Here is a 26783-nt window from a genome sequence, read left to right as displayed (position 1 = left end):
GCGTCTCTCTCGATAGATTAATCAGCAAGTTTTGCTTCTAGTTCGGCAATTCTCTTTTCCAACTTGCGAACGGTATGCAACAAATCAGGAAGTTGACGCTCAGAAATGACAATTCGCTTCCAGTCCTTTTCGGGAACCACAGGATAGCCCATCATTGTCACACCTGCGGGAACATCACTCGGAATGCCTGACTTTGCGCCGATGATTGCGCCATCGCCAATGTGGATATGATTTGCTGCGCCAACCTGTCCTGCCATCACCACATGATGACCAAGCGTAACACCACCCGCTAAGCCCACCTGTGAGGCAAGAACAGAATGTGCTCCTACTTCCACTCCATGACCGATTTGCACAAAGTTATCCAGTTTTGAGCCTTTACGAATGACAGTAACGCCAACGGCTGGACGATCAACAGCGCAGGAACAACCTAGTTCCACATTGTCTTCAATAATGACATGACCAATTTGCGGAACTTTGTACCAAGTCCCATTGGGGGATATCTCAAAACCAAAACCATCGCCACCAAGCACAGTGCTGGGATGGAATAAGCAATTTGCGCCGATTTGGGTGCGATCGCTAATTACACAATTGGCATGAATCGTCGTATTTGCACCAATTTCCACATCGTTATATATGGTGACATGGGGATAAATCGTGACGTTATCGCCAATTTTAACGCGATCGCTAATGACGACATAGGGTGCGATCGCGACATTTGCTCCTAGTTGCACATCTTCTCCCAAAATCGCTGTGGGATGAATGCCAACGGGCGGCGTAGGTGGTTGATAAAACTTTTCGAGAACCTTGGCAAAGAGAATACGAGGATGCGCGGTACGGATACAGGGCAGAGGTGACGGGGTTTTCAGATCGAGAATCACGGCACTGGCTTGAGTATCCTTCAGGCGGGCGACAAATTTCGATGAAGACACAAAGGTAATTTCTCCAGATTGCGCCTTATCGATCGCGGCGACACCTGTAATAATCGGATCATCGCCATCGGATTCAAATCGACAATCGGGTAGGGTAGCGACAAACTCGGCTGCAAGTTCCGAGAGTTTGAAAGAAATTGTTTGTGTCATGGATCTGATGTCGTATCAAGAATGCGCGATTACCATAATACTTAATTGTGCCCAAGCAGGTAGTGTTAGTGATATTTAAAACATGAGTTAAGAGATAGTTTGCGTGGCAAACTATTTCTTAACTAACAGAATCAAAACCTTGCTTAGCAAGGTTTTGATTCTGTTTTTTAATTATGCCTATCTACTTAAGCACTAGCAGAGCTGGTGCTTAAGTAGATAGGCTCATCTTTTTGCATACCTCTTTGTATAGGTGCAGCCAATCTGTCATCCATGTCTTTAGCTAGATTAACATCTCGAAATATTTTGTTATATTTCTTTACATAAGGAACTAACACACAGGTTAATGCAATGGCTAACAGTTACAGAGTTGATGAAAGAGGTGTTCTCAATAACTTCGCAGTTGAACCAAAGATGTATGTCGAAGATACCGACAAAGCTGGTTTCACTCCTTATGCAGAATTACTAAACGGTAGACTTGCCATGATTGGTTTTGTCTCTCTCCTTATTCTTGAAGTATCTACGGGGCATGGGTTGATTTGGTGGTTGGGGAATCTATAGACTTTTCCTGTTTCCAATCAAAGTGTTTAAGACTAAGTAAAAACGATTCTTCATCCCTGCCTTTTGGTGGGGATTTTTGATTAAATAACTGGTGTTACGTGGAAGGTTGTAAAGCCCTCACCCCTAGCCCCTCTCCCGCAGGAGAGGGGAACAAGAAAATAATATGGGTTTTGCTCCCCTTCTCCTGCGGGAGAAGGGGTTGGGGGATGAGGGTTCCACTTAACATCAGTAAATAACTTCAGTTCGGTTTCAGCTTGCAAATGATGATAGAAGTTTTCCACAATTACCTGTGTAATTGTGGAAAACTTCTATCATCGAGTTTGAGTTTCTAGGCAAGGCTGAAACTCTTCCCAACGACGACTAACTTGCGAATAGCAGTCGGGTGGAAAAATTTTGAGATTCTGAAAAAGATTGATTTCGATATGTTCTTCCATTTTCATCAGCAGAACAATTTCGCGATCGGGTGCATAGTTGCCGATTGCTTGTGCGAGTACAGAGATTAGCTCTTGATCGAGAGAAAATGCTTGGATTGAGGTAACTAATTCTTGCTCAGCAATGAATTGCGATTGAAATGGTGTAACCGTTAAACCTGTATTACTGGGAGCGATCGCTTGGCGATCTACCTCACAAATCACAACTCCGCGACCATGTTGCAAAAAGCCTCTCCATGCAGCATAGCCAATCATCATGAGGTTGTTGTGAATAAAGCTTTTTTGCCAGTACCCAAAATTCCCTTGCCAGTCACTATCTTTAAGCTTCATGGACAAGTCTCCATTGCTGCAAGTTGAATTTGTAAGTCAGAATGGAATTTCGTTCCCATTTGTAAAAATATGGACTCATCATCTATAACCTCGTAGATGTAGATTTATGTGGAGATGCGATTCGGCGGGCATTCTGACTCTTTTACATCTATCGTAAAACTCGGAGTTCTTAGATAGATCAAAATCACAGTTGCGGGACAGCGCTGGACTTGCACCAAACTTTCCCCATTACTTTTAGTGACTGCTCTTCACTAAAACCGAAATCTGGGTTTTCATCATAGCACTTTTGGGGTTTGAGAGAGGGGTTGCTATGCAACCCCTCAGGGCAACCGCATAAAAAAGTCAAAGGTTAAGGAGATGAATTAGATAAGCCAGATCCCAAGCCGCCTTATTACGTTTCGCCCGCATACTGAACTTAGAAGACTTATCGCGACTTAAGAGATTAAGAGCAAAGTGACGCAGCATCGCCATATTTTCAGGAGAATTATCTTTGCGAATACGGGAAGCATCTTCGTGAAAAGAGACATCTAAAACCCAATGCAAGGAATTTTCAATCGACCAATGAGTACGAACAGCATTGGCAATAAGAGCAGCATTAGAAGGCAAGCTAGAAATGTAGTAGCGATTTTCAGTGGAGACTTTCCCATTGATTCTGCGTTCACTTTGAACTAAGGCAATAGTCTGTAAACCAGCCCATAGAGGCAATTGAGTCAGGTAATCCAAGTTAGATAAAGTCCAACAACGTCGAATTTCTAAACGCCCATGTCCTTTATCTATGGACTGGCAAAAGTCATGGTCTACATCCACAAAATCAGTGTTTATAGCTTGCTCAAATAACCACTGCACATCTTCAAATAGTCCTCCCTGATTACCTTTGAGCGCTAAGACATAATCGGCTCCTTGTTGCACGATTTGGCTAGCTATTTCTTTCTGGCAGCCCATTGCGTCAATCGTCACAATACAACCTTTAATTTCCAGCAGTTTTAATAACTCTGGTATGGCGGTGATTTCGTTGGATTTTTCATCGACTTTGCATTGACCTAATATCAACCGATTTGCGCTTGCCCATGCACTCACCATGTGAATTGCGCCTTTGTCTGCTCCTCGGTCGTAGGATTGTCTCAAGGTTTTGCCATCAATGGCTACTACCTCTCCCTGCAGCGCTTGACTTACTGATTTCACCCAACTGATGAAGCTATTTTGCATCTGTTGCGGGTTCACTCGTGCAAACACTCTTGCAAATGTGTCATCACAGGGTATCCCATTCGGTAGTTCAAGAAATGTCCCCAGCCATTCTTGTTTTGATGCTCCAAATAGCGCTATATCTTCCCAGTTTTCTCCCCCACTTATCACCGCGCAAATTGCGATTACGATTATGTCTAGCAAGTTATGCTCTTTCCCTCGATTATCTCGCGGGTCTTCTACTCCTTCAAAGTGTCTTAGTAAACTGACTTCGATAGGGTTATTCATTGCTGTTTTACTTTTGTTATTTTCTCCTAATTTTATTCACTTTTTTATGCGGTTGCCCTGTGCAACCCCTCTCTCAAACCCTGTTTCAACTCTTAGTGAGCAATACAAAGGTCTGTGCTTTAAGTTTACTTATATCGTTAAATCTTGCCTGCAATTTGTAGCAGTGTTACTTCCCAAACTAGTCGAGGCTGGACATAGCGAGCAATTAATTCTCTTGCTTTATCGAGATGTTGCAAGATTGATTTCGATTTTTGTTGTTCCCAGAAATAGTTTTGTAAATAGTCAATCAGCCAAAGCTGCAAATCGACTTCTAACTCTTTTGTAATTTGTTTGGCGATCGCCATTGCACTACGGGCATCTTGAGGAATTTGGCGCACGGAGTTTAATAATTCGATGGGAATACTTTTAAATCTCTCAAAAGAATCGATCGCCTGTCCTGCGGAACCTTGAGCGAGGGCAACCACATCGGCGGGGATGTCTGTATGTCCTTCACGGGTGAGAACTTCCTGCATTTGAGCTTGATTCAGTCTGGTGAAAGGAATGCGTTGACAGCGTGAAACCAGCGTGGGCAAAATCGAGCCTGCATCGGGAACAATCAAGATAATTGTGGCGTAGAGAGGTTCTTCGAGGGTTTTTAGGAGGCTATTAGCGGCGGATTCTGCCATTGATTGTGCTTCTTCGATAATCACAACTGATCGCTTACATTCGAGGGGGGCACGGCTGACAAATTCGCTAATTTCCCTAATTTGCTCAATGCGGATCTGGGGCAAGGCTCGACGTTTTAACCCTGCTGCCTCTGCTTCCTTAGCTGTGAGCATTTTGCCCTTATCTAAATAGGTTGGCTCGACCCAGAGTAAATCAGGATGATTCCGATCGCTGAGTCGATTTGCGGATTTGCGATCGCCTAATAAAATTTCCGCAAATGCCGAAGCGGTTTTACTGCGCCCCACACCACTTGCACCTGCAAATAAGTAGGCGGGGGCAATGCGATCGCGTTTGATGGCAGCTTTTAGTAAAGTGATAGCTTGTGATTGCCCAACGACAATATCAAAGGGCGAGGTTAAGCCTGTACTGAGCGCACTCACAGCTAGTCATTCCACAAATCTTGCTGCGATCGCTTGGAGCTATATGACCTCGAACTAAGGCGATCGCGGCGATCGCGATCGATGGATGTCTCTAGGGCATTTAAAGTGCGACGACGTAACCACCAGCGAATTGCCTCATCAACTGTTTCCGCAGGATTATTCGAGATTTCCAACAATTCTGTGAATAAATCTGGGGAAATCGCTACTTTGTACATATCAGATTCAGGGTTAGCGTCAGGGCGATCGCCTGTCTCGTTCTGCATATCTGTGATTAATTCTGGTAAATCAATTGAAATTGACGTATTTAGCTCATTAATATTGCGAATACTGGATGTGTCACCTTCGAGATGATCTATGGGTTTGAGAATAGCATTGAGCCGACTGGCGGCGATCGCCGCAGATGACGTGGGATTGGTGTTGGATTTAAGGCTATTGTTGCTCATATTCGACTTGCCTAGCTTGCGCTGACTAAGATTAATGATAATGAACATCATGAGGACTAATCCAAATTGAGATAGCCCAATCATCACGAGTAGCTTGTTTTGTATCAAGAATTCAAACATAAATCTTTGGGATCAGCCTACGCAGCATTGCGAATCAGTCTTGGGTTTGGATTGAGAAAATTAGCAAAAATTAGAGCATTGGTTAATGCTCTTAGTCATTCCACTCACCACGGGGGGGCACAACAGGGTTCATGGTCAAGGGACGAGAGCGATCAGCTTCCTTGATGGCACGACGTTGTAGCCATTGACGGATTGCGGTATCGATCGCCTGTTCAGGATCATTGGTCACTTCACCGAGTTCCGCTAGCAAAGCAGGATCGATTTCTACACTTTTTAGCACCTCATTAAATACTGCTTCATTAGCCGCTTGGGTTGTTTGCTGGTCGTTCGCGTTATCTTCTGGCATAAGGACTGTTTAAATTAACTAGCTGAGATTAACTGGCACTATGCAGATTTTACCTAGATTTGTTACCGTCTGAATGTACAGTGCGATCACAATCTTGCTAAACCCTAAAGCATGGCAGCTTTGTGTCTCCTCCTATTTGCGAGAAACGATTGCTTTGCAATACTTTCAACAAATATTGAAGTTTTGATGACCAAAAACTCTGTATTCTGGAATAACATCACAGTTTCCTGTAAATCACACGTTAGTATCCATGTCTTCACTTCAGGTCACACGCGGCACTCGCGATATCCTCGCCCCCGAAATTTATTCCTGGCAGCAGTTAGAGACAACTGCGCGTCAAATCCTTAAGCAAGCCGCCTATACCGAAATTCGTACCCCCATTTTTGAAGCAACTGAGCTATTTGCGCGGGGCATCGGTGAAGCCACTGATATTGTCGGCAAAGAAATGTATACCTTTAATGATCGTGGCGATCGCTCTTTGACTTTGCGCCCTGAAGGGACAGCAGGGGTGGCGCGATCCTATATCGAAAACAAATTGTTTGCTCAAGGTGGGGTTCAGCGTCTTTGGTATATGGGGGCAATGTTTCGCTATGAGCGCCCTCAAGCTGGTCGTCAGCGTCAATTTCATCAATTAGGGGTGGAAGTATTAGGAAGTGCCGATCCGCGTGCTGATGCGGAAGCGATCGCGATCGCGAGTGACTTTTTGCAAGCTGTCGGTTTAACCGATCTCGTGGTTGACCTTAACTCGGTCGGTAGTTCCGAAGATCGGGTTGCCTATCGTCAAGCTCTGGTGGACTATTTCACGCCTTTTGTTGAGGAAATTGATGCGGATTCTCGCGATCGCCTCACCCGTAATCCTCTCCGCATTCTCGATAGCAAAGATAAGCGCACTCAAGAAATCTCTCAAGATGCACCGAGCATTCTCGATTATTTAAGTCCTGACTCCCAGCAACATTTCGAGAAAGTCCAAAATCTCTTAACGGATTTGAAGATCTCCTATCGCATTAATCCCCGTCTTGTGCGTGGTCTCGACTACTACACCCGCACTGCCTTCGAGATTCAATCCAACCAACTCGGCGCACAGTCCGCAGTCTGTGGTGGTGGTCGCTACGATCGCTTAATTGCCGAACTCGGCGGCGCGGATGTGCCTGCGGTCGGCTGGGCGATCGGCTTAGAGCGTTTAGTCATTCTCATGCAACAGGTTGCCGAACAAAAGCGATCGCAAGTTGATTTCTACATTGTCTCGCGTGGCGAACAAGCGGAAGCAAAATCTCTATCTATTGCTCAAACGCTCCGTAAAGCAGGATTTACCGTGGAACTCGATCTCAGTGGCGCTAAGTTCGATAAACAGTTCAAACGCGCCAGTAATGCGAATGCTCAAGCTGCTGTCGTCATTGGTGATAGCGAGATTGAAGCTGGTCAAGTCCAAATCAAGTGGCTAGAATCAGGTGAGCAGGAAGCCGTGGCGATCGCTGATCTCAGTACTAAATTTGAGTCCTTGCGAGCAACAAGCTTTGAATCATCGTCTCCAATTGCTTCAGCTTGACAGGCTTAGCAAGATATTCATTTGCGCCAGCATCTAAACATCTGGCGCGATCCTCTGGTGTATTCAGGGCTGTCACGGCGATGATTGGTAGGTCATTCAAATTATGACTGCGGAGAAGTTTAATCGCTTCAATGCCATTCATCTTGGGCATTTGGATATCCATCAATACTAAGTCTGGTTGTGCTGATAACACCAGATCCACAGCTTCCTTGCCATCTTTGGCGATGATCATCCGATAGCCCTTGGCTTTGAGATAATTGGAAATAGGCATGATGTTGATGTCGTTATCTTCTGCAAGCAGAATTAGGGGTAAAGATTCAGTTTTACTCTTGGTTTTTGCAGAATCTGTTTCAGCGGGAACTAACTCAAGGCTTGTGTCTAGGGATGACGGTTGCTTTTCTTCGGTTAAAGGTAGTGATGTATGGGGATAGGGCAGGTTGATCGCAAAGCAACTACCTACACCCAACTCACTAGTTAAATCTACCCAACCGCCATGTAACTCGATGATCCGTTTGGTGAGGGCAAGTCCTAAGCCAGTGCCATTATATTTACGATTGAGGGCGCTATCGATTTGGACAAAGGGTTGAAATAGCTTTTCGATGTTGTCGGGAGCAATGCCAATGCCAGTATCTCTCACAGCAATGCGTAGGAATTTCTGTGGGGTTTGAGCATCATCATGGGAAGCGATCTCTAAACTAGTAACTTCTATAGTGATTTTTCCACCTTCTGGAGTGAATTTGACGGCATTATTGAGCAAATTAATTAATACCTGACGGATACGACGCTCATCGACGCGAATTTCTGGTAGATCCTGACTGAATTTAGTTTCTATATGAATGTGCTTCTGGAGAGACTGTTGCTGAACAAATGATAGGCTCGAACTACATAAACTATCAATGGAAGTAGTCTTTAAATCTAAGGTGATTTGTCCCGCTTCGATTTTTGATAAATCCAGAATGTCATCGATCAGCGATAGGAGATGGTTTCCACTTGTTTCAATGAGTTGTAGAGCTTTAATTTGTTCTGGAGTTACTGCCCCAAAAATCTCTTCTTGCAAGCTTTCGGTCATGCCTAAAATCGCATTTAACGGCGTGCGAAGTTCATGACTCATGTTGGCGAGAAATTCATCCTTGAGTCGGGTTGCACGCATTAGTTGATCATTAGTTTGTCGTAGTTTCTCCTCTGCATGTTTGCGATCGCTAATGTCTTGATAGGTTCCCAATACGCCAATTATTTCGCCTTGGAGATCTCTCAAGGGCAATTTGTTCGTCTCTAACCAGATCGTCTGTCCATCTGGGCGATGTTGGGTTTCGATAATGCCCAGTTTGGTGCTACCACTGGCGATCACTGAGGCATCGTCCTTACGATAAAGATCCGCTTCCGTCTCTGCCCAAGGCATCTCGTAGTCTGTTTTGCCAATAACTGCCGTAGAATCTGCGACTCCAGCCGATATCGCAAATTTTTGATTGCAACCTAAATAAGCCAATTCGCGATCTTTCCAAAATACAAATAGTGGGAAAGTATCTAATACTGTTTTGAGAAATTGTTCTCGCTCTTGCAGTTCTTTGGTACGCTGTTGCACCCGCATTTCTAAATCTTGGTTCCAGCGCTGGAGTCTGTCATTAGCTGTTTTGCGCTGCAATTCGGCAGAGGCTCTTGCCGCAAATACCTGCAAAATGGAGATTGATTCAGCACGCTTATGTTCTGATATGGGTTTGGTATCTAAAATACAAAGGTTGCCAATCCCATTACCATGTTCATCTCTGAGAGATATACCTAAATAGCTTTCAGCATTCATCATCACAAGGTCAAAGTCCTCTGGGAAAAGGGCTTGAACGCATTGCTCACAATGATATTCCCCTTCTTGCAAAGAAATTTCGCAGGGAGTACGTGCTGGTATATAGGAAATTGCAGGCTGTAAGCTTCCATTTGCCCAAAATCCTAAGGTCTGGAGATGATCTTCGACGAGTTCCGTAATTATTGCATAGCTGATATCTAAGGCTTCGGCAATGTGACGTACTAGAGCAGGGAAAAAGTCTTCCCCAGTAACGGCAGCAGTTCCAGTGATAATTTTTTGGAGAGTTAACTCCGCTCTTTTACGATCGCTAATATCTGTAATCGTCCCCACATAGCCGATGATTTCGCCGTGGATATTGCGCTCCGCTAAAGCTTGCGAAAACACCCAAGTCGTCACCCCATCTGGGCGCAAAAAACGACACTCAAGCTTAAATGGACGATTGGCTTGCACAGCTTCATACCATGCGGCAGCAACCATCTCGCGATCGTCAGGATGCAAGGCTCTTGCCCAGTTACCGCCGGCAACTTCTTCGGCATTGAGTCCTGCAATTTGACACCAGCGATCGTTAACGTAAATACAGTCCCCGATCTGATCTGTGCGAAAAATTCCCACAGGCGCTGCTTCGGCTAAGGATGCAAAAATCTGCTGACTTTCACGTAAGGAAGTTTCGATTTTTTTGATTTCATCAATGCTAATCCCAACTCCTAAAACCCCGATCGCATCTGAGTTGGGTAGACGAATTGGACGCTTTTGCCATTGCTGCCATTGCTCACCAATATGTTCTCGATAAGCTTTTTCTTCGGAGAGAAATAGGTTCTGTTGAGTTTCAATCACTAGCCGATTCTCGCGAAGATAGCGATCCGATTCTTCAGAGCTGATGTGCAGTTCTGCATCGGTTTTGCCTAAGATTTCCTCAACAGTCGTGTTATTAAATTCGGCTACGGCTTTATTAGCTAGGACAAAACGCCCTTCCCAGTCTTTGATAAAAATAAAGTTGGGATTGCTATCAATGACTAAACGGAAGAATTCCTGCTGTTTTTGGAGGAGATCGTGACTCTCTCGCAGTGATGCCTCCATTTTTAAGCGCTCTTGATTTTCCTGCAGCAAATTAGCGATCGCTTTCTCTAGTTGACTTGTCCGTTTCCAAACAGTTTCCTCTAAATTCTCTTGAGAATTTCTTAAATCGATTTCAATTTGCTTCAAAGGGGTAATATCACGAATTAACCCAACTCTATTGAAGCAAGACTGCTCTTGGACACAAGATTCCGAGATTAAGGCGAAAAAAGATGTGCCATCGTTGCGATACATCTCAATTTGACCTTCTATCGTGTTACCAGATATAGGACAGGTATCAAAAGAATTCAGCCATCTCTCCAGTTGCGGTTGTGCTAATACGCTAACTGGTTGACCGATCGCCTCTTGAGCAGAAATATTGCTGAGTTTCGCAAGGCTATCGTTGATAAATTGTAAAAGACCCGATTCATCAATAATGTAGATTCCATCTTCAATGCTCTGCATTGCTCGATTAAGCAGATTTAGCCGCCGCTCGATTTGATGGCGATTCAGAGTTTTCTCTATGGAGATGGGTAAAATCTTGAGATAGTTATGCTCAGAATCTTTAATTAGATAGTCAGATGCCCCTTGATTCATGAGCTTTATGGCAGTTTCCTCATCACCTCTACCTGTCAAGATGATAAAGGGGCAATGTTGGGATTGGAGCGTGGGAAAAATTTCAGAAGAATAACCATCTCGCAATAAATAGTCTAAAACTACAATCTGAAATTTTTGACTTTCGAGAATCGCTAAAGCTTCGGCAACTGAGCCAACCAGCGTATATTCATAGGGTAATTGAGATTGCTTCACATATCTAGTGAAGGCAATGCAATCAAGACGGTCATCCTCTACATATAAAATCCTGATTTTGGATGAATTACTGACCGATAAGTTAGCTCTCATAAATCCCATGTGGATGAAGAAAAGAGGATGTATTTAAAGGGCATATGCTGAATAAATTTCTTCGGTTTATTCGCTCAACTCTTTACTCAACATAGATATAGCACTTTGCACTCCAAAATGCACATGATCAACATGGGAGTAATTTAAGAATTACTGCTAACTGTACAGATAGATTCTCAGTGGACTGTATCTTATTTGCATATTGAACATATTGTCACACAAGTATTCCTTTGGGAGATTGCGTCACAAAATTTATGTTGTAGATGTTTTAGAGCAATATTTAAGAGATAGCTAGGACAAATCAAAACCCAAATAAGTGAAGGCGGCACTTCGTGCCGCCTTCACTTATTTGGGTTTTATGTTCTAGGCAAAACTTACATTGCTATATGAGAGATTGATGACGCAAATTACTTCTCAAACATATGTTCAACGAAAATGCAAAACGAGAAAAATCGCTCTGCGATTTTTCTCGTTTTGCGCCATTTGTGAGGTGCGATCGCATTCACGGTTCTCGAATAGACTGCTAAATCAAAATATGCGGCACGAAGCGACGCATATTTTGACTATAAATGCTGTTGAATTGTGGTGGCGAGTTGCTTGAGTTTGATGGGTTTGCTCATATAGTCAGTTGCACCTGCTTCTAGACATTTTTCGCGATCGCCTGCCATCGCTAGAGCAGTCAGGGCAATAATCGGTAAGTCCAGTAGATTCTTGCTACGGATTAGTTTGATGGCTTCGATGCCGTCCATACTGGGCATTTGGATATCCATCAAAACTAAATCTGGCTCCTCTGAGAGCACCAAATCAACCGCCTCTCTACCATCCTTTGCAATAATCAGCCGATAGCCCTTTGCTTGCAGGTACGCAGAAATAGTAACGATATTTGCTTCGTTATCTTCTGCTAATAAAATTAGTGGCGGGGCAATGGTATCGTCGTTATTATCAGTGATGGACATAGGTTCTACGGGTTCTGGGGATGATTGGGTAAGGTTGGAAGGTAGAGTGTCAGCGAGATAGGGAAGTGAAATCATAAAACGACTGCCCACCCCGAATTCGCTAGATGCGTTAACATAACCGCCATGCAGCTCGACAATACGTTTGACTAGAGCTAAACCTAAGCCAGTACCTTCATATTGGCGGTTAAGAGCGCTATCAACTTGGATAAAGGGCTGAAATAATTTTTTCAGATTTTCAGGTGTAATGCCTATGCCCGTATCAGTTATTGTAAATGTTACCCAATATTTGACATTACCATGACTACTATCATTGATATTGGCATCAATATTGTTACTAGGATTGGATTCTAGATTTACATCTAAGCTGATACGTCCCCCCGATGGAGTAAATTTTACAGCATTGTTGAGGAGATTAATTAAGACTTGGCGAATACGACGCTCGTCGATAATTAGATCTGGCAGTTGAGAACCAATATTTAGAGTCAGTTGTAATTGCTTTTGGAGTGCTTGTTGGTTGATAAAAACTACGCTAGCTTGACAGAGTTGACGAATATTGGTTGATGTAACTTCTAAGGTCACTTCGCCCGATTCGATTTTAGCGAGATCGAGAATGTCATTGATAAGTTCTAATAAATGGTTGCCGCTCTTTTCAATTGTTTGTAAGACATTTTTTTGTTGATCGTTGAGACTGCCAAATACTTCCTCACATAGACCTTCGGTGATACCTAAAATCGCATTGAGAGGGGTACGCAACTCATGGCTCATATTGGCGAGGAATTCGTCTTTGAGTCGGGTCGCACGGGCTAGTTCTTCGTTGGAGAGGGCTAATTGTTGATTGGTGCGCGTTAGTTGCTGTTGAGCTTTTTGCCGATCGCTTAATTCGCGTTGGACTTGCTCAAATAGGCTTGCTTGCTGGATGGCGATCGCTAATTGGTTGGCGATTTGTTGGAGTACTTGTGCTTCTGCATCCTGCCATACCCTTTTTTCTTGGCAAGCATGGACAACTAAAACCCCCCAAAGTTTATTGCCTTGGGAAGCATCAACCCAGCGATGATTTTCGCGATCATGTAGCTCCTGTAGGATGGGGGCGACGATTTTCGACTGGATCTGACCTTCGCGGGAATAGTCCACTAAGCAATCTGTCCAGATATCATTCATCACATCAGGGACAATGCGGGGCTGACCTTGCCAGTAGCAATCGAGAATTTCTTGAGACCAAACTTCATCTTCCCAATGCTGATTTTTGAGGCTAGCAAATTCACTGGATACTCTTTCTTCCACAATTTGACTGCGACCATCGTGATAGAGGCGGAAGACAATTACGCGATCGCATTGCAAGACATCTTTGACCTGTTGGGTTACGGTTGCAAGGATTTCGTTGATATCGAGGGATTCGCGAATGCGTTGAGTAATTGCTCCTAAGGTACGTTGTTGGTTGAGTTGTTGAGCAATAGCGGCTTCAGCTTGCTGACGGATCTTTAGCTCTGTTTGGACTTGTTGATAGAGATTGGCTTGGTAGATCGCGATCGCTAATTGACTGGCAATTTGTTCTAATAGGTCAACTTCTAATGCAGTCCATTCATGGGGCTTGCTATTGTCATACATCGCAAATAGTCCCCACAGCCTATCACCCACAAAAATAGGAGTGATTACATAGGCTCTGGCTTGAAATTGCTTTAGCAGGTCAATATGGCATGGTTGTAAGCCAGCTTGATAAATATCATTCACCGTCATAGTTTCATGGTGACGGAAGCGACCACCTTGGGTTTCTTGGAGATAGGTATCTTCCCAAATCTTGTTAACATCATCCCCTACTAGTTCTATCCAACCATTGGCTCTAGATTCGATAATAAATTCACCACTCCAATCGGACTGAAAACGATAAATGGCAACACGATCTACTTCTAATAGCTGTCTTACTTCATTTACGGCTGTATGGAGAATGTCCTCAGTATTCAGGGACTGACGAATGGCATTAGTGATATTAAAGAGTAATTGTTTTTTCTTTGCTTGCAGTTGAAGTTGTTCTTCTATTTGCTTGCGATCGCTAATATCTACGGCTAAACAGACACAACTACTATCTTTTTCAGATAGTAACGCCGCCGCAAGCAGAATATAGACTAAATGCCCATCTTTGTGATAGTAAGCTTTTTCAAAGGGATCGTTTACACGGTGTTTCTCTAAATTTGCGATGATCTCAAGATCCTGTTGGGCATATTCAGGTGGAGTCATGGTTGCCCAGTTGATTTGTTTTGCTTCTAGTTCCGCTCTGGTATAGCCAAGCATCTCCAAAAAACGATCATTAGCATCGGTAATGATACCGTCAAAGTCGGTAAACATCATGCCGACGATGTTAGACTCAAACACGCGACGGAAGCGGATTTCACTCTCGCGTAAAGCTTGTTCAATCTTTTTGCGATCGCGAATATCACGGAAAATTCCTTGAGCGATTGGCTTGCCATCAAATTCGATTACTGAAGCAGAAATATCAACGGGAATGACTTCTCCATTCTTACTCAGGAAATTGACATCAAATACCTGAGCGATCTCTTGCTTGGTGAATTGCTCAAAAGCCTTAATCAGATGTGGTAAATCCTCTGGAGGATGCAGTTGACTAAAGTGCATGGTGGCAAGCTCATCACGGCTATAGCCCAATAGCTCTTCTGCCTTGCTGTTGACCTCTAAGATATAACCTTGCGTATCAGCTAATATAATCGCATCACTGGCTCCATCCATGAGGATGCGATAGCGGGTTTCACGTTCTTGGGCTAATCGGTTGACTCGCTCCTCTAGCTCAGCATTGATACTTGCTAGTTCTAATTCCGCCACCTTTAGATTAGTGATGTCTATTACTGTTCCTTGCGCTCGGATAGGACTACCGTCATTGGCATACAGGGTTTCACATTGAGCCTGTACATATTTAACTCTGCCGTCGGGCATCAACAGACGATGGACGAGGTTGTAGGGAATGCGATCGCTTATGGATTTTGTATAGGTCTTATCCACTATTTCGCGATCATCAGGATGTATCCCATTGAGAACTACTTCATAGGATACAGTTTGCTGTGGAGCAACCTCAAAGATCCGAAAAACCTCATCCGACCAATACACAGTATTTTCAATTAAATTATGTTCCCAATTTCCGCAATGGGCAATGCGCTGAGCTTCTCTAAAGAGTTGAGTAGTGCGCTTGAGATCGTTTTCGGCTTGTTTGCGTTCAGTCACATCTAAGACGATTCCCACCCAACTAACTTGTTGATTCTCTAATCTTTCAATTTGGGCGTTAGCTTGTAACCATTTTATTTTTCCTGATGGGGTGATAATCCGCCATTCATGCTGAAAATTTTGCATATTAGCGCGACTTTGTTCGCCTGCTGCAATATAACCAGCTAAGTCATCAGGATGTATTTGGTTAAGGAGAAGACTAGAATCAGCCAAGGCTTCAGCAATATCAATTTCTAAGATTTCTGCTGCGGGGGGACTAATGTAAGTGAACTCCACAGCTCCATCAGGATTTTGCACTAAGGTATAGAGCATCCCCGGGACAGTTGTGGCAATTTTTTGTAAATGGGCTTCACTCTTGGCAAGTTTTAGCTCATTGATCTTGCGATCGCTGATGTCGCGGGCGAGTAATAGCACTTCATTTTCGTTATAGGGAACGACACGCACCTCTTCAATGTGAATATTATCTTCTGTCGAAAAATCCTGCTCATAGGTCTGCAATGACTGGGTTTGCAATGCTCGCTCTACAAACTCCATGCGTTGTTGTGCCGCTTCAGGTGAGAGAGTTTCTGATACATGAGTCCCCCGCATATCAGCTAAATTTCCCACAATGCGATGCCGATCAGGAATACTGGCGAACTCTAAATAGATACCTTCGCGATTAGCGCGCATAAATAAATCGGGTATCGCCTGAAGTAAAGCGCGTTGATGGGCTTCACTTGCCTTGAGTGCCTCTTCTGCTTGTTTGCGATCGCTAATATCCGCGATCATCCCCACCAAACCTATACCTTCGCCTTCGCCATTCATCAACCATTGATTACGATCTTCCACCCAAATGTAATGACCTGCTTGATGTCTAATCCGATATTGCCCCAAAAATGGTGTTTTGTTAGTAAAGGATGGCTCGACTAGTTGCTGAAAATGGGCTTGATCTTCGGGATGAATCAACGCTAGCCAATTATTAAAAGTATTGGGCATTGACGCAGGAGAATAACCCGTAATTAGTTCAGCATTTGCCCCCCAAACGATAGCATCATTCACATAATTATATTCATAGAGCATTTGACCACTTGCTCGTTCGGCGGCTTCGTAGCGATTGCGCCATGTGGTTAATTCCGCTAATTGATTCTGAACTTGTTGATAGGCGAGGGATTGCTGAGTAGCGATCGCTAAATGTACAGAAATATCCTGTAACAACTTTGCGTCATCACTCAGCCAATGCCGATAGTCATTACATTGATGGGCGATTAATAGTCCCCATAATTGACCCGATAAGTTAATCGGAACAACAAGATTTGCTTTAACTTGATATCTTTCTAGTTGTTCAATATGACAGGCGCTATAACCGACGGCATAGATGTTATTTACTAAGATGGATTGATTTTGGTTATATAAAGCGATCGGCCGATCATGAAAACAAAAGTCATTAATCTGATTACCTAACGAAGCACTTACACCATCCTCCACTGATTCCGCGAGAATGATGCCACTCCAGTCAGGCTGAAACTGATACACCAATACGCGATCGCACTTGATAAATTCGCGCACTTCAGCCACACAGATATCCAAAATCTCTTGGAGATTGAAGGAGTGGCGAATGTGATCGGCAATTTCGGCGACTAGTTTTTCCCTTGCAGCTTTGGTGACTAAGGTCTTGGTGCGAACTTCGACTTCTTGCTCTAACTCAGTATTGCGGTTTTCTAGTAGCGCCATTTTCTCCGCTTCGAGACGCAATACCTTACTTTCTAAAATCTCTGCTAAGTTATATAGCTCTAGAGGATTAAGAGCCTGCAACAAACTGCTCTGAGTAATAATTCCTAATAGCTCCCCTTGTTGCCCCGTGACCGCTAAGCGACGAATCAATTGCCTGTCCATCAACTCCTGCACCGACAATAGCGAATCATTGGGGGAGATCGCAAAAACTGGCGTACTCATCACCGCCTCTGCCGTGCAATTTGAGAGGTTTAAGCCCAATCCTTGAAACTGCACTAGATCCCTTTCTGTGACTAATCCCACGGGGCGTAGTAATTGATGCTCAGATGAATTTTGAGTGTGGGGACTAATTGGCTCGACGATGATGACACAACTGACATGATTTTTTGACAGCAGCTTGGCAATCTCTAGCATCGAACTCGTCGGGGCTGCACAAATTACCTCTTGGGTCATCACATCAGCAACGATGCGTAAACGCAAGAGATTGACGGGTTTAAAGATTTGGCGCAAACTTTCATGGGTAATTAGACCCACAACACAATTTTGATCATCGACGACAGGCAAATGGCGGACATGGTGATGCTGAAGTAAGTTGACTGTCTGGAGGATGTCTGTAAAGTTTTCCTCTTGTAGGGTGAAGACTGGAGATGCCATCACATCGCGGATGATCAGATGATCGAGGGAAATATATGTGGCACTGAGATGGACGATATCGCGTTCGGTCAGAATGCCTATTACCTGCCCATCTTCTACTACCAACACACAACTTGAGCGCAATTCTGCATGTTGCTCATCGATCGGATTAATGCCTGCATAGACATTACATTGCGATCGCTCGTTAGTCATTTGGGCGATCGCATCTGTGACCATCACATTAGGAGTAACTACTAATGGATTCCGCACAATTGCTAATTTCAACTCAGAGGGTGTGAGTGTTGTTACGTTCACAGATGCTTACCACCAGATGTTTAGCTATTTATAAAAAATTAGTTAAATTAGTTCAGTTAAATTTGTTTATGCGAATTGCGCTCAATCCCCATATATGCCTAGCTTTTGCCATATTTTAGAGCGTGTTTGAGAAGTTAACAAATAGAAATTTTTCGTCTAAAGTTAATACTTCCGCCCCCTAAATCCCCCAATTTTGGGGGACTTAAATCTGGTTCCCCCCAGAATTGGGGGGCTAGGGGGGCTAATTTAAAACTTCTCAAACACGCTCTTAGTAAATCTAGCCGTTCTATCCTCCAATATTGTCTAATATTGATTGACATACAAATTCATCTGTAAATCAATACATTGAAATAATTCTAAGTACACCGTAGCTTGCCAATGAGTAGTCATTTACAAACTAAAGTAGTTATTTCGCAGCAAAGTTTTTGAAGTTGAACTTAACTACAGATAAATTGCATATTGCGATCGCTATTACGAGTATTACTAGTAACAAAGACGTGACTAGCATTTATTTTCCTATTCCCACCTATCTTTAATTTACCCTATCCTATACATACTAGATCCTCTGCAAAAAGATTGATTGCTTTGTGAGAAACCCATAGAAATTTTGAAGGCATGGCTTAGCCATGCCTTCAAAATTATTAAATAGTTAAGGAAGCACTGCCCTTCCCTAACTATTTATATGTTTATATGTAATACATCGTGGTGGCGATTTGGCGTTGGCGTTGGCGATCGCAGAGATCCTTCAATGTACAGCTATCTAAAACATGAGAAGCCGCCTTTTGAGCAGCCTCCCACGCTTCACGAATTACTGACAGAGACGCACTCTCTTGCCCTGATTTGCTATTGTTTTCCGTGATCGGATCGTAACCTTCGATGCCCTGAATAATTTCCAATAAGCTAATTTCCCAAGGCTCACGCGCTAAGATATATCCCCCTTTTGAGCCACGCTGACTTTTGACAAGTCCCTGACGCTTGAGTGTGGCAAGTAACTGCTCTAAATAGCGATCGGGAATATTTTGTTGGTTAGCGATTTGACGAATCTGGAGAGGCTGATCGATCGCAAAATGATTCGCTAGCTCCAGCATAGCCAAGATTGCATATTCACTCTTTAAAGAAAGTTCCACAACTGTCTATAACTCTTATTTTTGAAGGTGTTTTTTAAGGCTTATTTAAAATTTATGTGGTTGTAATCGATAACAAAAAATGTTAAGCGATCTTCAACTACTGCATTCTATGATACTACGGCATAACACTGTAAATTCTGGATTTAATTGCTATTTTGAAGCAAGGCACGACGCGCCTTGTTTCAAAATATAGCAATGTAAGAGATAGCTAGGACAAATCAAAACCCAAATAAGTGAAGGCGGCACTTCGTGCCGCCTTCACTTATTAAGCAAAACTTACATTGCTATAGTTCTAGGGACTTGCTATTAATTAAAGTACCTGTGGCTTCGACTCCGCTCAGCCAACGTTAGCTGAGCGAAGTCGAAGCTAGATCACTTTGGTGGGACATTTTTTATCCGCAAGAGCCTAACTATCTAGGGGTAAATGGCTGAATATAGCGACTATTAGCGCGGACAAAACAGACATCTTCGCTTCTTGTCCCACGGACTGGCATCCAAGGTCTTCCATTGCGATCAATCGGATTAATTAAAACTTCATCGGAGCCGCCGCGATAAACCTCTACCTCCAGCAATGAGCCTGACGCATAGGTACGCACTACGTCACTACTAAGACTTGCCGATCGCCTACAGTTTAGCCCATCAACCCTCACTAGCCAGAGCGATCCAGCCGATAGCTTAGAATCTCTACTAGCTGCCTGCACCATTGTTTCATTTCTAAAGTAGTTTCCTTGCAGGTCAGCTTGGGCTTGCGCTTGGACTGCGGCTGGCAAGACTCCAAGGAGCAGCATAGAATAGGTCAGAGATTTAAAAAAGTATTTGGAAAGAGTTTTCATATTAGGCGATCGCAGGATGAGCAGTGGGTTATATGGGTAGTTCTAAAAATGCGATGACAGTAGCTAATTTGACGCAGGCAATTACGCTTTTGTTGCGCGAAGAAATTGGCATTGTGCGCGTGACGGGGGAAATTTCAGGCTTCACGACGGCTGCTTCGGGACATCGCTATTTTACCCTTAAGGATGAGTCCGCTCAGATCGACTGTGTGATGTGGGCAAGCCGCAGTTTATCCTTTCGTCCTAAAAATGGAATGCAGGTCGTCGTACAAGGGCGATTAACGGTATATGCCCCACGGGGTCGCTATCAAATCGATTGCGATCGCATGACTGCCGCAGGTGAGGGTGATTTATATCTAGCCTTTGCCGCACTTAAGGAAGAATTAGCAGAACGTGGCTATTTTGATCCTGAACACAAACGCGATATTCCCAGCTTGCCCCTCAAAATTGGTGTCGTCACTTCCCCGACAGGAGCCGTAATTCAAGATATTCTCAGCACATTAAATAGGCGATCGCCCCATTGTCAGATTTATCTATGTCCTGCCACTGTCCAAGGCGAAACTGCTCCCGATGAAATTGCTGGGGCGATCGCCACTTTGCAAAATACCGATGCTGATGTTTTGATTGTGGGGCGTGGTGGTGGTTCCATCGAAGATCTCTGGGCATTTAATACTTTGCCTGTCGCTGAAGCTATTTATCATTCGCGCATTCCCATTATTTCCGCAGTGGGGCATGAAACGGATTTCACGATCGCTGATTTTGTCGCCGATTTACGAGCAGCAACACCGACGGCGGCGGCGGAAATTGTGTCTCAATGCGATCGCGATACGCTCTTGCAACAGCTTGACTTTTGGGAAAATAGCCTTACTCGTAGCGTGCAGCAAGAAATGCAAAATTATCGTCAAAGGTTAAATTCCCTCACTAATAGCTATGCTCTCCAAAACTTTAGTGATCGCCTCCATGATCGCGCTCAACAGTTAGACGAAGCCGAGCAATCAATGCAAAAGTCTTTAATCCGCCATCTCCGCCAATCCTCGACCAAACTCGATCGTATTACTGCCCATTTGCGATCGCTACATCCCCTATCTCCATTACATCGTGGTTTTGCGCTATTAAAAGTAGGCGATCGCTTACTGACTAATGATCAATCTCTCTCAGAATTTGCGGGGACATTTGCTAAAGTGGAAATCGTGAGAAGTTCTGAAATCGCCCAAGTTAGCATCGAGCAAGTAATCGAGAAAGCATATGACCGACCTGAATGATGTCAAAAAAAATCTAGAAGATCTCTCCTTTGAGGAACAAATGCAACGCCTCGAAGAAATCGTGGAAATTCTCGATGATGGGGAAGCGGCTCTCGATGAAATGTTAGCGCTCTATGAAGAAGGAATGCAGCGATCGCAGTATTGCCGTGAATATCTAGAAAAAGCCGAACAGAAAGTTACGTTGATTCAGAATTCCTAGCATTTTTGCAGAGATTGGCAATTCTTCAATCCAGTTAACCCATCATGCTCTGAGTCATTCATTTATATATAGATAATTCAAATAAAAACTACAGCTTCAACTTCGCTCAGCTAGCTTACACCGATGGCTGAGCGAAGTCGAAGCCCCTCTACAAGTTATTTAAAGCAACTATATATCCCACTCCAATATCCATCAAGTTGAGCAATACCACCAAATGTAATGACTTTCTCTAATGTCATAAAGTAAGCCCATGCTAAACCTAGAGAATTTCTCTCCAAATCAAAAACTTCTATCTCATATCGATTATATAAATTTTCAGAATCAGGGCGCGTACTTTGATAATCTTCTAACTCATCCAGAGATTCCAAAATACTGGTATCAGGGAATGAGAGTAAATAGCCCTTAACAGGAGAATGACCACTAATCATCGCAGGATATCCCATCGGCAGGGCAAATAATTCTCCATAGGCGATCGCCTGTTGCTGTGCGATCGCTTTACCTGCACAATATGCTGCATAGTTAGACTCATGGGGCTTGAGAGTTCCGTAGACAAAAACATTACAAAGAGCCGTATCTGAATTATTAGTCATAAATGTTTCACTAGGTAGGTAAGTATGGGCGGCGCTTTGCGCCGCCCATACTTACCACAATAAATCCTTAGTTCTTGTTGGTTGAGCGAAGCTGCAAGCTGTTTCTACTTTATGCTGATGCGATCGCCTCTACATCAAAGTTAGAATCTAGATCAGGGGTAGGGGACTTGCGGATAAAAAATGTCCCACCAAAGTTATCTAGCTTCGACTTCGCTCAGCTAACGTTGGCTGAGCGGAGTCGCAGCCACAGGTACTTTAATTAATGGCAAGTCCCTAGCTTTTCCGACTTAGGCGAGAAAAGCTACCTCTGATTGAAAAGCGCTATAACATAGAATGTAATCGCCGCCCAGAAGATTAGCAATAGGAACCAGCCTCGATGAGTAATGACAAAGATAGTTTTAAGGACAAATTTGCCTTTAAAGTCGAAGGCTTGGAATCTCTAGTGGATGATGTCAAACAGTTGCTCAATCTTGATCAACTCATCGATCTGGCGCAAAAGTTAGATGAAAAGCAAAAAGCAGGCGAAATTCATACTGAGGTCAATGTCACCTCGCGCCCCCTATCCAGCATTCCCCGACGCGGTAATATTCCCCGATCGCGTGTAACCACTGTATCAGGAGGCGAGCGCGAAGTCACATCTCCTGATGTCGTCAAACCTGAACCACCTCAAGATATTGCTACCAAAAATAAGCCCCAAGCGATCGCTGAATTAGTGGGCGGCTTAGGTGATACCTTAGCGCAGTTACGAGATTTAGTAGAAATTCCTCTCAAGCGCCCTGATGTACTCGCTAAGTTAGGACTAGAACCACCCAAAGGCGTGCTACTAGTTGGCCCCCCCGGTACAGGTAAAACCCTCACAGCGCGATCGCTAGCAAATGTTTTGGGCGTAAATTACATTGCGATCGTTGGTCCTGAGATTATTAGTAAATACTATGGTGAAGCCGAAACTCGCTTGAGACAGGTTTTCGAGAAGGCATCGAAATCTGCTCCCTGTTTGATCTTTATCGATGAAATTGATGCCCTCGTTCCCAATCGGTCTAATGTGGAAGGAGAGGTTGAAAAAAGACTGGTCGCACAGTTACTCGGCTTAATGGATGGATTTGCGGAAACTAAGGGAGTGATCGTCTTAGCCGCAACTAATCGCCCCGATGCGATCGATCCTGCCTTACGTCGTCCAGGGCGCTTTGATCGCGAGATTATATTCCCCATCCCCGATCGCAAAGCTCGTCGCGAAATTCTAGAAATCCATACGCGATCAATGCCTGTGACTAGTGATGTGGATTTAGATGATATTGCCGATCGCGCCTATGGTTATGTGGGAGCCGATATTAAGGGGCTATGTCAAGTTGCCGCGACTAATGCACTGCGGCGACAGGTCGCAAGTGTGGCGGATATTCCTGAGAATCTAGATGTGAATCGCGAAGATTTTGAAGTTGCACTCAAGCAAGTCCAACCTGCCGTCTTGCGATCGCTCCAGATTCAAGTTCCTAAAGTCCTATGGGCAGAGATTGGTGGACTCGCCAAGGTGAAACAGACTCTCCAAGAAGCGGTGGCGGGAGCCTTGGTCGATCCTGCCCTCTATGCCCATACTCGTGCCAAGGCTCCACGCGGTGTGCTGCTTTATGGTCCTCCCGGCACAGGCAAGACGCTGCTCGCAAAGGCGATCGCTACCCAAGCCCAAGCGAACTTCATTTCCGTTGCAGGTTCTGAGTTACTCACTAAATGGGTGGGAGCATCCGAACAATCGATCCGCCAACTATTCGCGCAAGCAAGACAGGCTTCTCCCTGTGTGATTTTTATTGATGAGATCGATACCCTTGCCCCTGCGCGAGGTAGCTATCAAGGCGATAGTGGTGTGAGCGATCGTGTCATCGGTCAATTACTCACAGAACTCGATGGCTTGCAATCAGCAGAGGGACTACTCGTAATAGGGGCAACTAATCGCCGTGATTTCATTGATCCTGCATTACTGCGATCGGGGCGCATTGAACTGCATATGATGGTGGATTTACCTGACACCGATAGTCGTCGGTCGATTTTGGAAGTGCATAATCGCGATCGCCCCCTTGACGCTCATTTAGATTTAGGAATCTGGGCAGAACGCACAGAAAATTGGAATGGAGCTGATCTTGCCTTCTTAAGTAACCGTGCTGCGATTTTTGCGATTCGTCGTCATCAGTGTGATGCTTCCAATCTAGTCGAAAATTTACGGATTACGAATGTAGATTTTGAACAAGCTTTTACAGAACTTCTCGAACAACGTAATTAACAGAACTAATTCTCAAAGGGCGCATTGCGCCCTTTGAGAATTAGCATCACTTCGAGGTAAACTTGCAAATTTTATAAGACCAAAAGTAAAAGCCTTGCTATGCAAGGCTTTTACTTTTGGTCTTTGAGAGAGGGGTTGCGTCGCAAACCCTCTCTCAAAGACCGTTTTAAATTATCCCGAACTCGATTAAGCATTAATATTCAAATACCCAAATTGCCCAGCCTTTTTTGATGCTTGTAATCACATAAGCAGCCGAGAGACGATTAGTTATTTTTTCTACTTCATTCCAGTCAAAGCTGGTACGAAATAGGCTGTAAGTAAAACCGTTATAGCTAATCGCGGCAACAGGCTTATCAAAATCATCTACCTTAATGTGCTTATATTTAATTTCAGCAGGCAAAATTACAAAGTTTGACTTTTTCCCCCCTAATCTAAATAGTTCACTTTCTTCTAAGCGATCGTTTTGTTGATTATTCATAAATATTTACCTAATGAGATGACGAAAGATAATCGAAGTTTGGGATTAGGATGAATGCCATGCAGCGCCCCACCTATCAATACATGCTGCATCTCTATCCAGTTTAATATAACTTAACATCAGTTCGATGAAAGCGCAAAATTGTAAAAAGCACAAAGTGCTTTTTACAATTTTGCGCCATTTGCATTAACTTAGCATCAGTTCAGGCTAAGCTGGCAACAATAACTTTTTGAGAGAAGAGTTGCGTAGCAACTCTTCTCTCAAAAAGTTATTGTTGCGTCTAAATCACATTCTGCAATTCAGCCATAGTTTTCTGAACATCGATCGCGATTTGCAAGGTAGTATCAAAAATTCGCCCATATTCCTGAGCCTGTGCTCCCATCTGCATTGATTCAAACGCAGTTAAATCAATATCAAAGTGGTCGGGATGAAAATCAGGATGTTCTCGTAATATCCGTTCAGTTTTCAAAGCTCTGACTATATCATTCCGCGTCATGCGTAAAGCTGCGATCGCGGATTCACGCGACTCTAGCTTAATGGTATTGCCAGCCTCCTGCAATTGGTCAAACACATCAATATCCCGCACCGCCTTATTGCATTTATCCACTTCTGCAAATAGACGCATCACAACTCGCGGAATTTGCCATGTCGATTGTTTTGACTCTTTCCACCTCTGATCAATCCACTTAATTAAAAACCAAGCCAAAACTCCACTAGCGATCGCTAAAATCAAACAAAGGCAAATCAACCCTAAGGGTGCACTCATGAGGACATATAGGGAGTAAATCGCCGAGGCTAAGGCAATCCCAAAGCAGACAACCGTAACTTCCGCAAATTCAATTGCTACACCCAAGGCTCCTAATAATAGGCTAATCAGAAAGATGGTTCCTGCTAACCGTAATGCAGGCAAAAAAATACTCGCAAATAAGGCAAAAGCGATCGCGCCAACCCCAAAGGCGATCGCCCGATGGATCATGATCTGTCGCGGAGTCAACTGATGTGATTGCAAAATCTTTTGGCGATCAAAACCAGTCAATTCCAAAAGTTCTGCTTCAGAAATTAATAACCGCTCCAGATCAGCTCTCATAAATTTAGCTATTTATCATTGTGATGGTAATGCAAAAAGTGATTTAGAAATAATCCAATTTTTTGTGGTGCGGCTTTTTGCAATACCACAAAAAATTGGTTACTTTATGTTCTTTGTTGCATTACCCAAATTTGCAAATTTCCAAGGTGTGACTCTAGCCTAATAGCTGAATATCACTAAAGATGATTTCATAGTTCTTGGTTTTGCCTTGCTCATTGGATTGAACAACCTGCTTGGTCATCACATAGTAATTGCCCACCTTTTCGTAGATATCTTCAAAGCGAGCTTGACGGACGATTTCATCATTCATAGGATTACGGAAAACCGCAGTATAGAGTGAAGAAATGTAGCCTTCACCCGTATCTAAATGACCAAGGTGATTAATCACAAAGCCAATTCTACCCATCACGCGACTTACCATCGAGATCTCATTACCACGTACCTTGTAATTCGATCCCATCGAGTCACCAGTTACCAAAATTTCCACAGCCCCTGAATCATCGGTTTCACCAAAGGCAAAGCTGGACTTACCATGAGCTTCTTCAAAGGTTTTACGTTTGCGATGGGTGACGACATCCCGCAGTTGGTTGTAGAGCCATTCTTGACCTTCATCAACGGATACGGTCTTTTCTTCGCCACTAGGAGTGCGGCTGGTACGTTCAACCAATTGTGGCTCATCCATACTCACTTCCACAGTTAAATCGCCATTGATGCGGGCTTTACCAGTGCGAGCCACGCCATCGATCGCTACCGATACATTAGCGGTCAGTCCTGGGAAGTTACTATCCCATGTATATCGATTTTCATAAGCTGCCTGAAATAAATCGCGAGCCTTAGTATCGAATTTAGTATCTGATGCTGTTGTAACCATTTTTTGTTAAAAGTGTTGAAGTTTCTTATATCTTACCCACATAGTTCATATAGCGGTTATCAAATAAGT

19 protein-coding genes and 1 riboswitch are annotated in these 26783 nt (G+C 43.8%); of the genes, 5 read left to right on the top strand and 14 right to left on the bottom strand.

Going from position 1 to position 26783, the window contains the following annotated elements; all coding sequences use genetic code 11:
• Positions 1–17: 17 nt before the first annotated feature.
• Positions 18–1079 (bottom strand): UDP-3-O-(3-hydroxymyristoyl)glucosamine N-acyltransferase, encoded by a 1062-nt coding sequence (lpxD, locus tag HC246_RS07355; RefSeq protein ID WP_169362821.1) that lies wholly within the window; start codon positions 1077–1079, stop codon positions 18–20.
• 348 nt (positions 1080–1427) lie between these two features.
• Between lpxD and HC246_RS07350 the strand changes: the two genes are divergently transcribed.
• Positions 1428–1637 carry a chlorophyll a/b-binding protein gene (locus HC246_RS07350; RefSeq protein ID WP_169362820.1) on the top strand — a complete coding sequence of 70 codons (210 nt, stop codon included), beginning with the start codon at positions 1428–1430 and terminating at the stop codon, positions 1635–1637.
• 311 nt (positions 1638–1948) lie between these two features.
• Here HC246_RS07350 and HC246_RS07345 read toward each other — a convergent pair whose 3' ends face one another.
• From HC246_RS07345 to HC246_RS07325, 5 genes are all read right to left on the bottom strand, one after another.
• The gene (locus tag HC246_RS07345) at positions 1949–2398 is read right to left on the bottom strand and encodes a hypothetical protein (RefSeq protein ID WP_169362819.1); all 450 of its coding nucleotides are present in this window, start codon (positions 2396–2398) and stop codon (positions 1949–1951) included.
• 106 nt (positions 2399–2504) lie between these two features.
• Positions 2505–2675: riboswitch (cobalamin riboswitch) on the bottom strand.
• Between the two features lie 65 nt (positions 2676–2740).
• Positions 2741–3868 carry an ISAs1 family transposase gene (locus tag HC246_RS07340; RefSeq protein ID WP_169362818.1) on the bottom strand — a complete coding sequence of 376 codons (1128 nt, stop codon included), beginning with the start codon at positions 3866–3868 and terminating at the stop codon, positions 2741–2743.
• A 137-nt stretch (positions 3869–4005) separates the two neighbouring features.
• Positions 4006–4953 carry a DNA polymerase III subunit delta' gene (locus tag HC246_RS07335; RefSeq protein ID WP_318655916.1) on the bottom strand — a complete coding sequence of 316 codons (948 nt, stop codon included), beginning with the start codon at positions 4951–4953 and terminating at the stop codon, positions 4006–4008.
• A gap of 2 nt (positions 4954–4955) precedes the next feature.
• Positions 4956–5480, bottom strand: a complete 525-nt coding sequence (locus HC246_RS07330; RefSeq protein WP_169362817.1) for a hypothetical protein — start codon at positions 5478–5480, stop codon at positions 4956–4958.
• 127 nt (positions 5481–5607) lie between these two features.
• Positions 5608–5862 carry a hypothetical protein gene (locus HC246_RS07325; protein ID WP_211167643.1) on the bottom strand — a complete coding sequence of 85 codons (255 nt, stop codon included), beginning with the start codon at positions 5860–5862 and terminating at the stop codon, positions 5608–5610.
• Between the two features lie 250 nt (positions 5863–6112).
• On the opposite strand from HC246_RS07325, the gene hisS reads away from it, so the two are divergent.
• Entirely contained in the window at positions 6113–7408 is a 1296-nt protein-coding gene (hisS, locus tag HC246_RS07320) for a histidine--tRNA ligase (RefSeq protein WP_169362816.1), read from the top strand.
• Here hisS and HC246_RS07315 read toward each other — a convergent pair.
• From HC246_RS07315 to HC246_RS07300, 4 genes are all read right to left on the bottom strand, one after another.
• Positions 7347–11162, bottom strand: coding sequence for a PAS domain S-box protein (locus tag HC246_RS07315; protein WP_169362815.1), 3816 nt, complete (start codon positions 11160–11162; stop codon positions 7347–7349). The genes hisS and HC246_RS07315 overlap by 62 nt on opposite strands.
• Before the next feature lie 563 nt (positions 11163–11725).
• On the bottom strand, positions 11726–18001 hold the full coding sequence (locus HC246_RS07310; RefSeq protein ID WP_169362814.1) for a PAS domain S-box protein: 6276 nt from the start codon (positions 17999–18001) through the stop codon (positions 11726–11728).
• A 686-nt stretch (positions 18002–18687) separates the two neighbouring features.
• Entirely contained in the window at positions 18688–19128 is a 441-nt protein-coding gene (locus HC246_RS07305; RefSeq protein ID WP_169362813.1) for an RrF2 family transcriptional regulator, read from the bottom strand.
• Positions 19129–19538: 410 nt separating this feature from the next.
• Positions 19539–19916, bottom strand: a complete 378-nt coding sequence (locus tag HC246_RS07300) for a hypothetical protein (protein WP_169362812.1) — start codon at positions 19914–19916, stop codon at positions 19539–19541.
• Positions 19917–19993: 77 nt separating this feature from the next.
• On the opposite strand from HC246_RS07300, the gene xseA reads away from it, so the two are divergent.
• Together xseA and xseB are read left to right on the top strand one after the other, a co-directional pair.
• Positions 19994–21220: an exodeoxyribonuclease VII large subunit gene (gene xseA / locus HC246_RS07295; protein ID WP_169362811.1), complete on the top strand. Its 1227-nt coding sequence runs from the start codon at positions 19994–19996 to the stop codon at positions 21218–21220.
• Positions 21204–21419, top strand: coding sequence for an exodeoxyribonuclease VII small subunit (gene xseB / locus HC246_RS07290; protein WP_169362810.1), 216 nt, complete (start codon positions 21204–21206; stop codon positions 21417–21419). Before xseA ends, xseB begins: the two co-directional genes overlap by 17 nt.
• 155 nt (positions 21420–21574) lie before the next feature.
• Here xseB and HC246_RS07285 read toward each other — a convergent pair whose 3' ends face one another.
• Complete coding sequence (locus HC246_RS07285) at positions 21575–22009, bottom strand: gamma-glutamylcyclotransferase family protein (protein WP_169362809.1); 435 nt, start codon at positions 22007–22009, stop codon at positions 21575–21577.
• Positions 22010–22385: 376 nt separating this feature from the next.
• Between HC246_RS07285 and HC246_RS07280 the strand changes: the two genes are divergently transcribed.
• Positions 22386–24278 (top strand): AAA family ATPase, encoded by a 1893-nt coding sequence (locus tag HC246_RS07280; RefSeq protein WP_169362808.1) that lies wholly within the window; start codon positions 22386–22388, stop codon positions 24276–24278.
• A 193-nt stretch (positions 24279–24471) separates the two neighbouring features.
• Here the strand turns inward: HC246_RS07280 and HC246_RS07275 are convergent, their stop codons facing one another.
• From HC246_RS07275 to HC246_RS07265, 3 genes are all read right to left on the bottom strand, one after another.
• Positions 24472–24756, bottom strand: coding sequence for a hypothetical protein (locus HC246_RS07275; protein WP_169362807.1), 285 nt, complete (start codon positions 24754–24756; stop codon positions 24472–24474).
• A gap of 280 nt (positions 24757–25036) precedes the next feature.
• Positions 25037–25843: a hypothetical protein gene (locus HC246_RS07270; RefSeq protein ID WP_169362806.1), complete on the bottom strand. Its 807-nt coding sequence runs from the start codon at positions 25841–25843 to the stop codon at positions 25037–25039.
• A gap of 154 nt (positions 25844–25997) precedes the next feature.
• Positions 25998–26714 carry a DUF3386 domain-containing protein gene (locus HC246_RS07265; protein ID WP_169362805.1) on the bottom strand — a complete coding sequence of 239 codons (717 nt, stop codon included), beginning with the start codon at positions 26712–26714 and terminating at the stop codon, positions 25998–26000.
• Positions 26715–26783 lie beyond the last annotated feature (69 nt).

Origin of the sequence: Pseudanabaena yagii GIHE-NHR1, from assembly GCF_012863495.1 — a bacterium.
Lineage (GTDB): Bacteria > Cyanobacteriota > Cyanobacteriia > Pseudanabaenales > Pseudanabaenaceae > Pseudanabaena > Pseudanabaena yagii.
Note: the sequence above shows the minus strand (reverse complement) of the source record. Positions and strands in the feature narration are given on the sequence as shown.

What these genes read in the sequence shown, in the direction of transcription:
- lpxD (WP_169362821.1), bottom strand. Translation starts at nt 1,079, where the DNA reads ATGACACAAACAATTTCTTTCAAACTCTCGGAACTTGCAGCCGAGTTT.
- HC246_RS07350 (WP_169362820.1), top strand. Translation starts at nt 1,428, where the DNA reads ATGGCTAACAGTTACAGAGTTGATGAAAGAGGTGTTCTCAATAACTTC.
- HC246_RS07345 (WP_169362819.1), bottom strand. Translation starts at nt 2,398, where the DNA reads ATGAAGCTTAAAGATAGTGACTGGCAAGGGAATTTTGGGTACTGGCAA.
- HC246_RS07340 (WP_169362818.1), bottom strand. Translation starts at nt 3,868, where the DNA reads ATGAATAACCCTATCGAAGTCAGTTTACTAAGACACTTTGAAGGAGTA.
- HC246_RS07330 (WP_169362817.1), bottom strand. Translation starts at nt 5,480, where the DNA reads ATGATTGGGCTATCTCAATTTGGATTAGTCCTCATGATGTTCATTATC.
- HC246_RS07325 (WP_211167643.1), bottom strand. Translation starts at nt 5,862, where the DNA reads ATGCCAGAAGATAACGCGAACGACCAGCAAACAACCCAAGCGGCTAAT.
- hisS (WP_169362816.1), top strand. Translation starts at nt 6,113, where the DNA reads ATGTCTTCACTTCAGGTCACACGCGGCACTCGCGATATCCTCGCCCCC.
- HC246_RS07315 (WP_169362815.1), bottom strand. Translation starts at nt 11,162, where the DNA reads ATGAGAGCTAACTTATCGGTCAGTAATTCATCCAAAATCAGGATTTTA.
- HC246_RS07300 (WP_169362812.1), bottom strand. Translation starts at nt 19,916, where the DNA reads ATGCTGCTCCTTGGAGTCTTGCCAGCCGCAGTCCAAGCGCAAGCCCAA.
- xseA (WP_169362811.1), top strand. Translation starts at nt 19,994, where the DNA reads ATGGGTAGTTCTAAAAATGCGATGACAGTAGCTAATTTGACGCAGGCA.
- xseB (WP_169362810.1), top strand. Translation starts at nt 21,204, where the DNA reads ATGACCGACCTGAATGATGTCAAAAAAAATCTAGAAGATCTCTCCTTT.
- HC246_RS07285 (WP_169362809.1), bottom strand. Translation starts at nt 22,009, where the DNA reads ATGACTAATAATTCAGATACGGCTCTTTGTAATGTTTTTGTCTACGGA.
- HC246_RS07280 (WP_169362808.1), top strand. Translation starts at nt 22,386, where the DNA reads ATGAGTAATGACAAAGATAGTTTTAAGGACAAATTTGCCTTTAAAGTC.
- HC246_RS07275 (WP_169362807.1), bottom strand. Translation starts at nt 24,756, where the DNA reads ATGAATAATCAACAAAACGATCGCTTAGAAGAAAGTGAACTATTTAGA.
- HC246_RS07270 (WP_169362806.1), bottom strand. Translation starts at nt 25,843, where the DNA reads ATGAGAGCTGATCTGGAGCGGTTATTAATTTCTGAAGCAGAACTTTTG.
- HC246_RS07265 (WP_169362805.1), bottom strand. Translation starts at nt 26,714, where the DNA reads ATGGTTACAACAGCATCAGATACTAAATTCGATACTAAGGCTCGCGAT.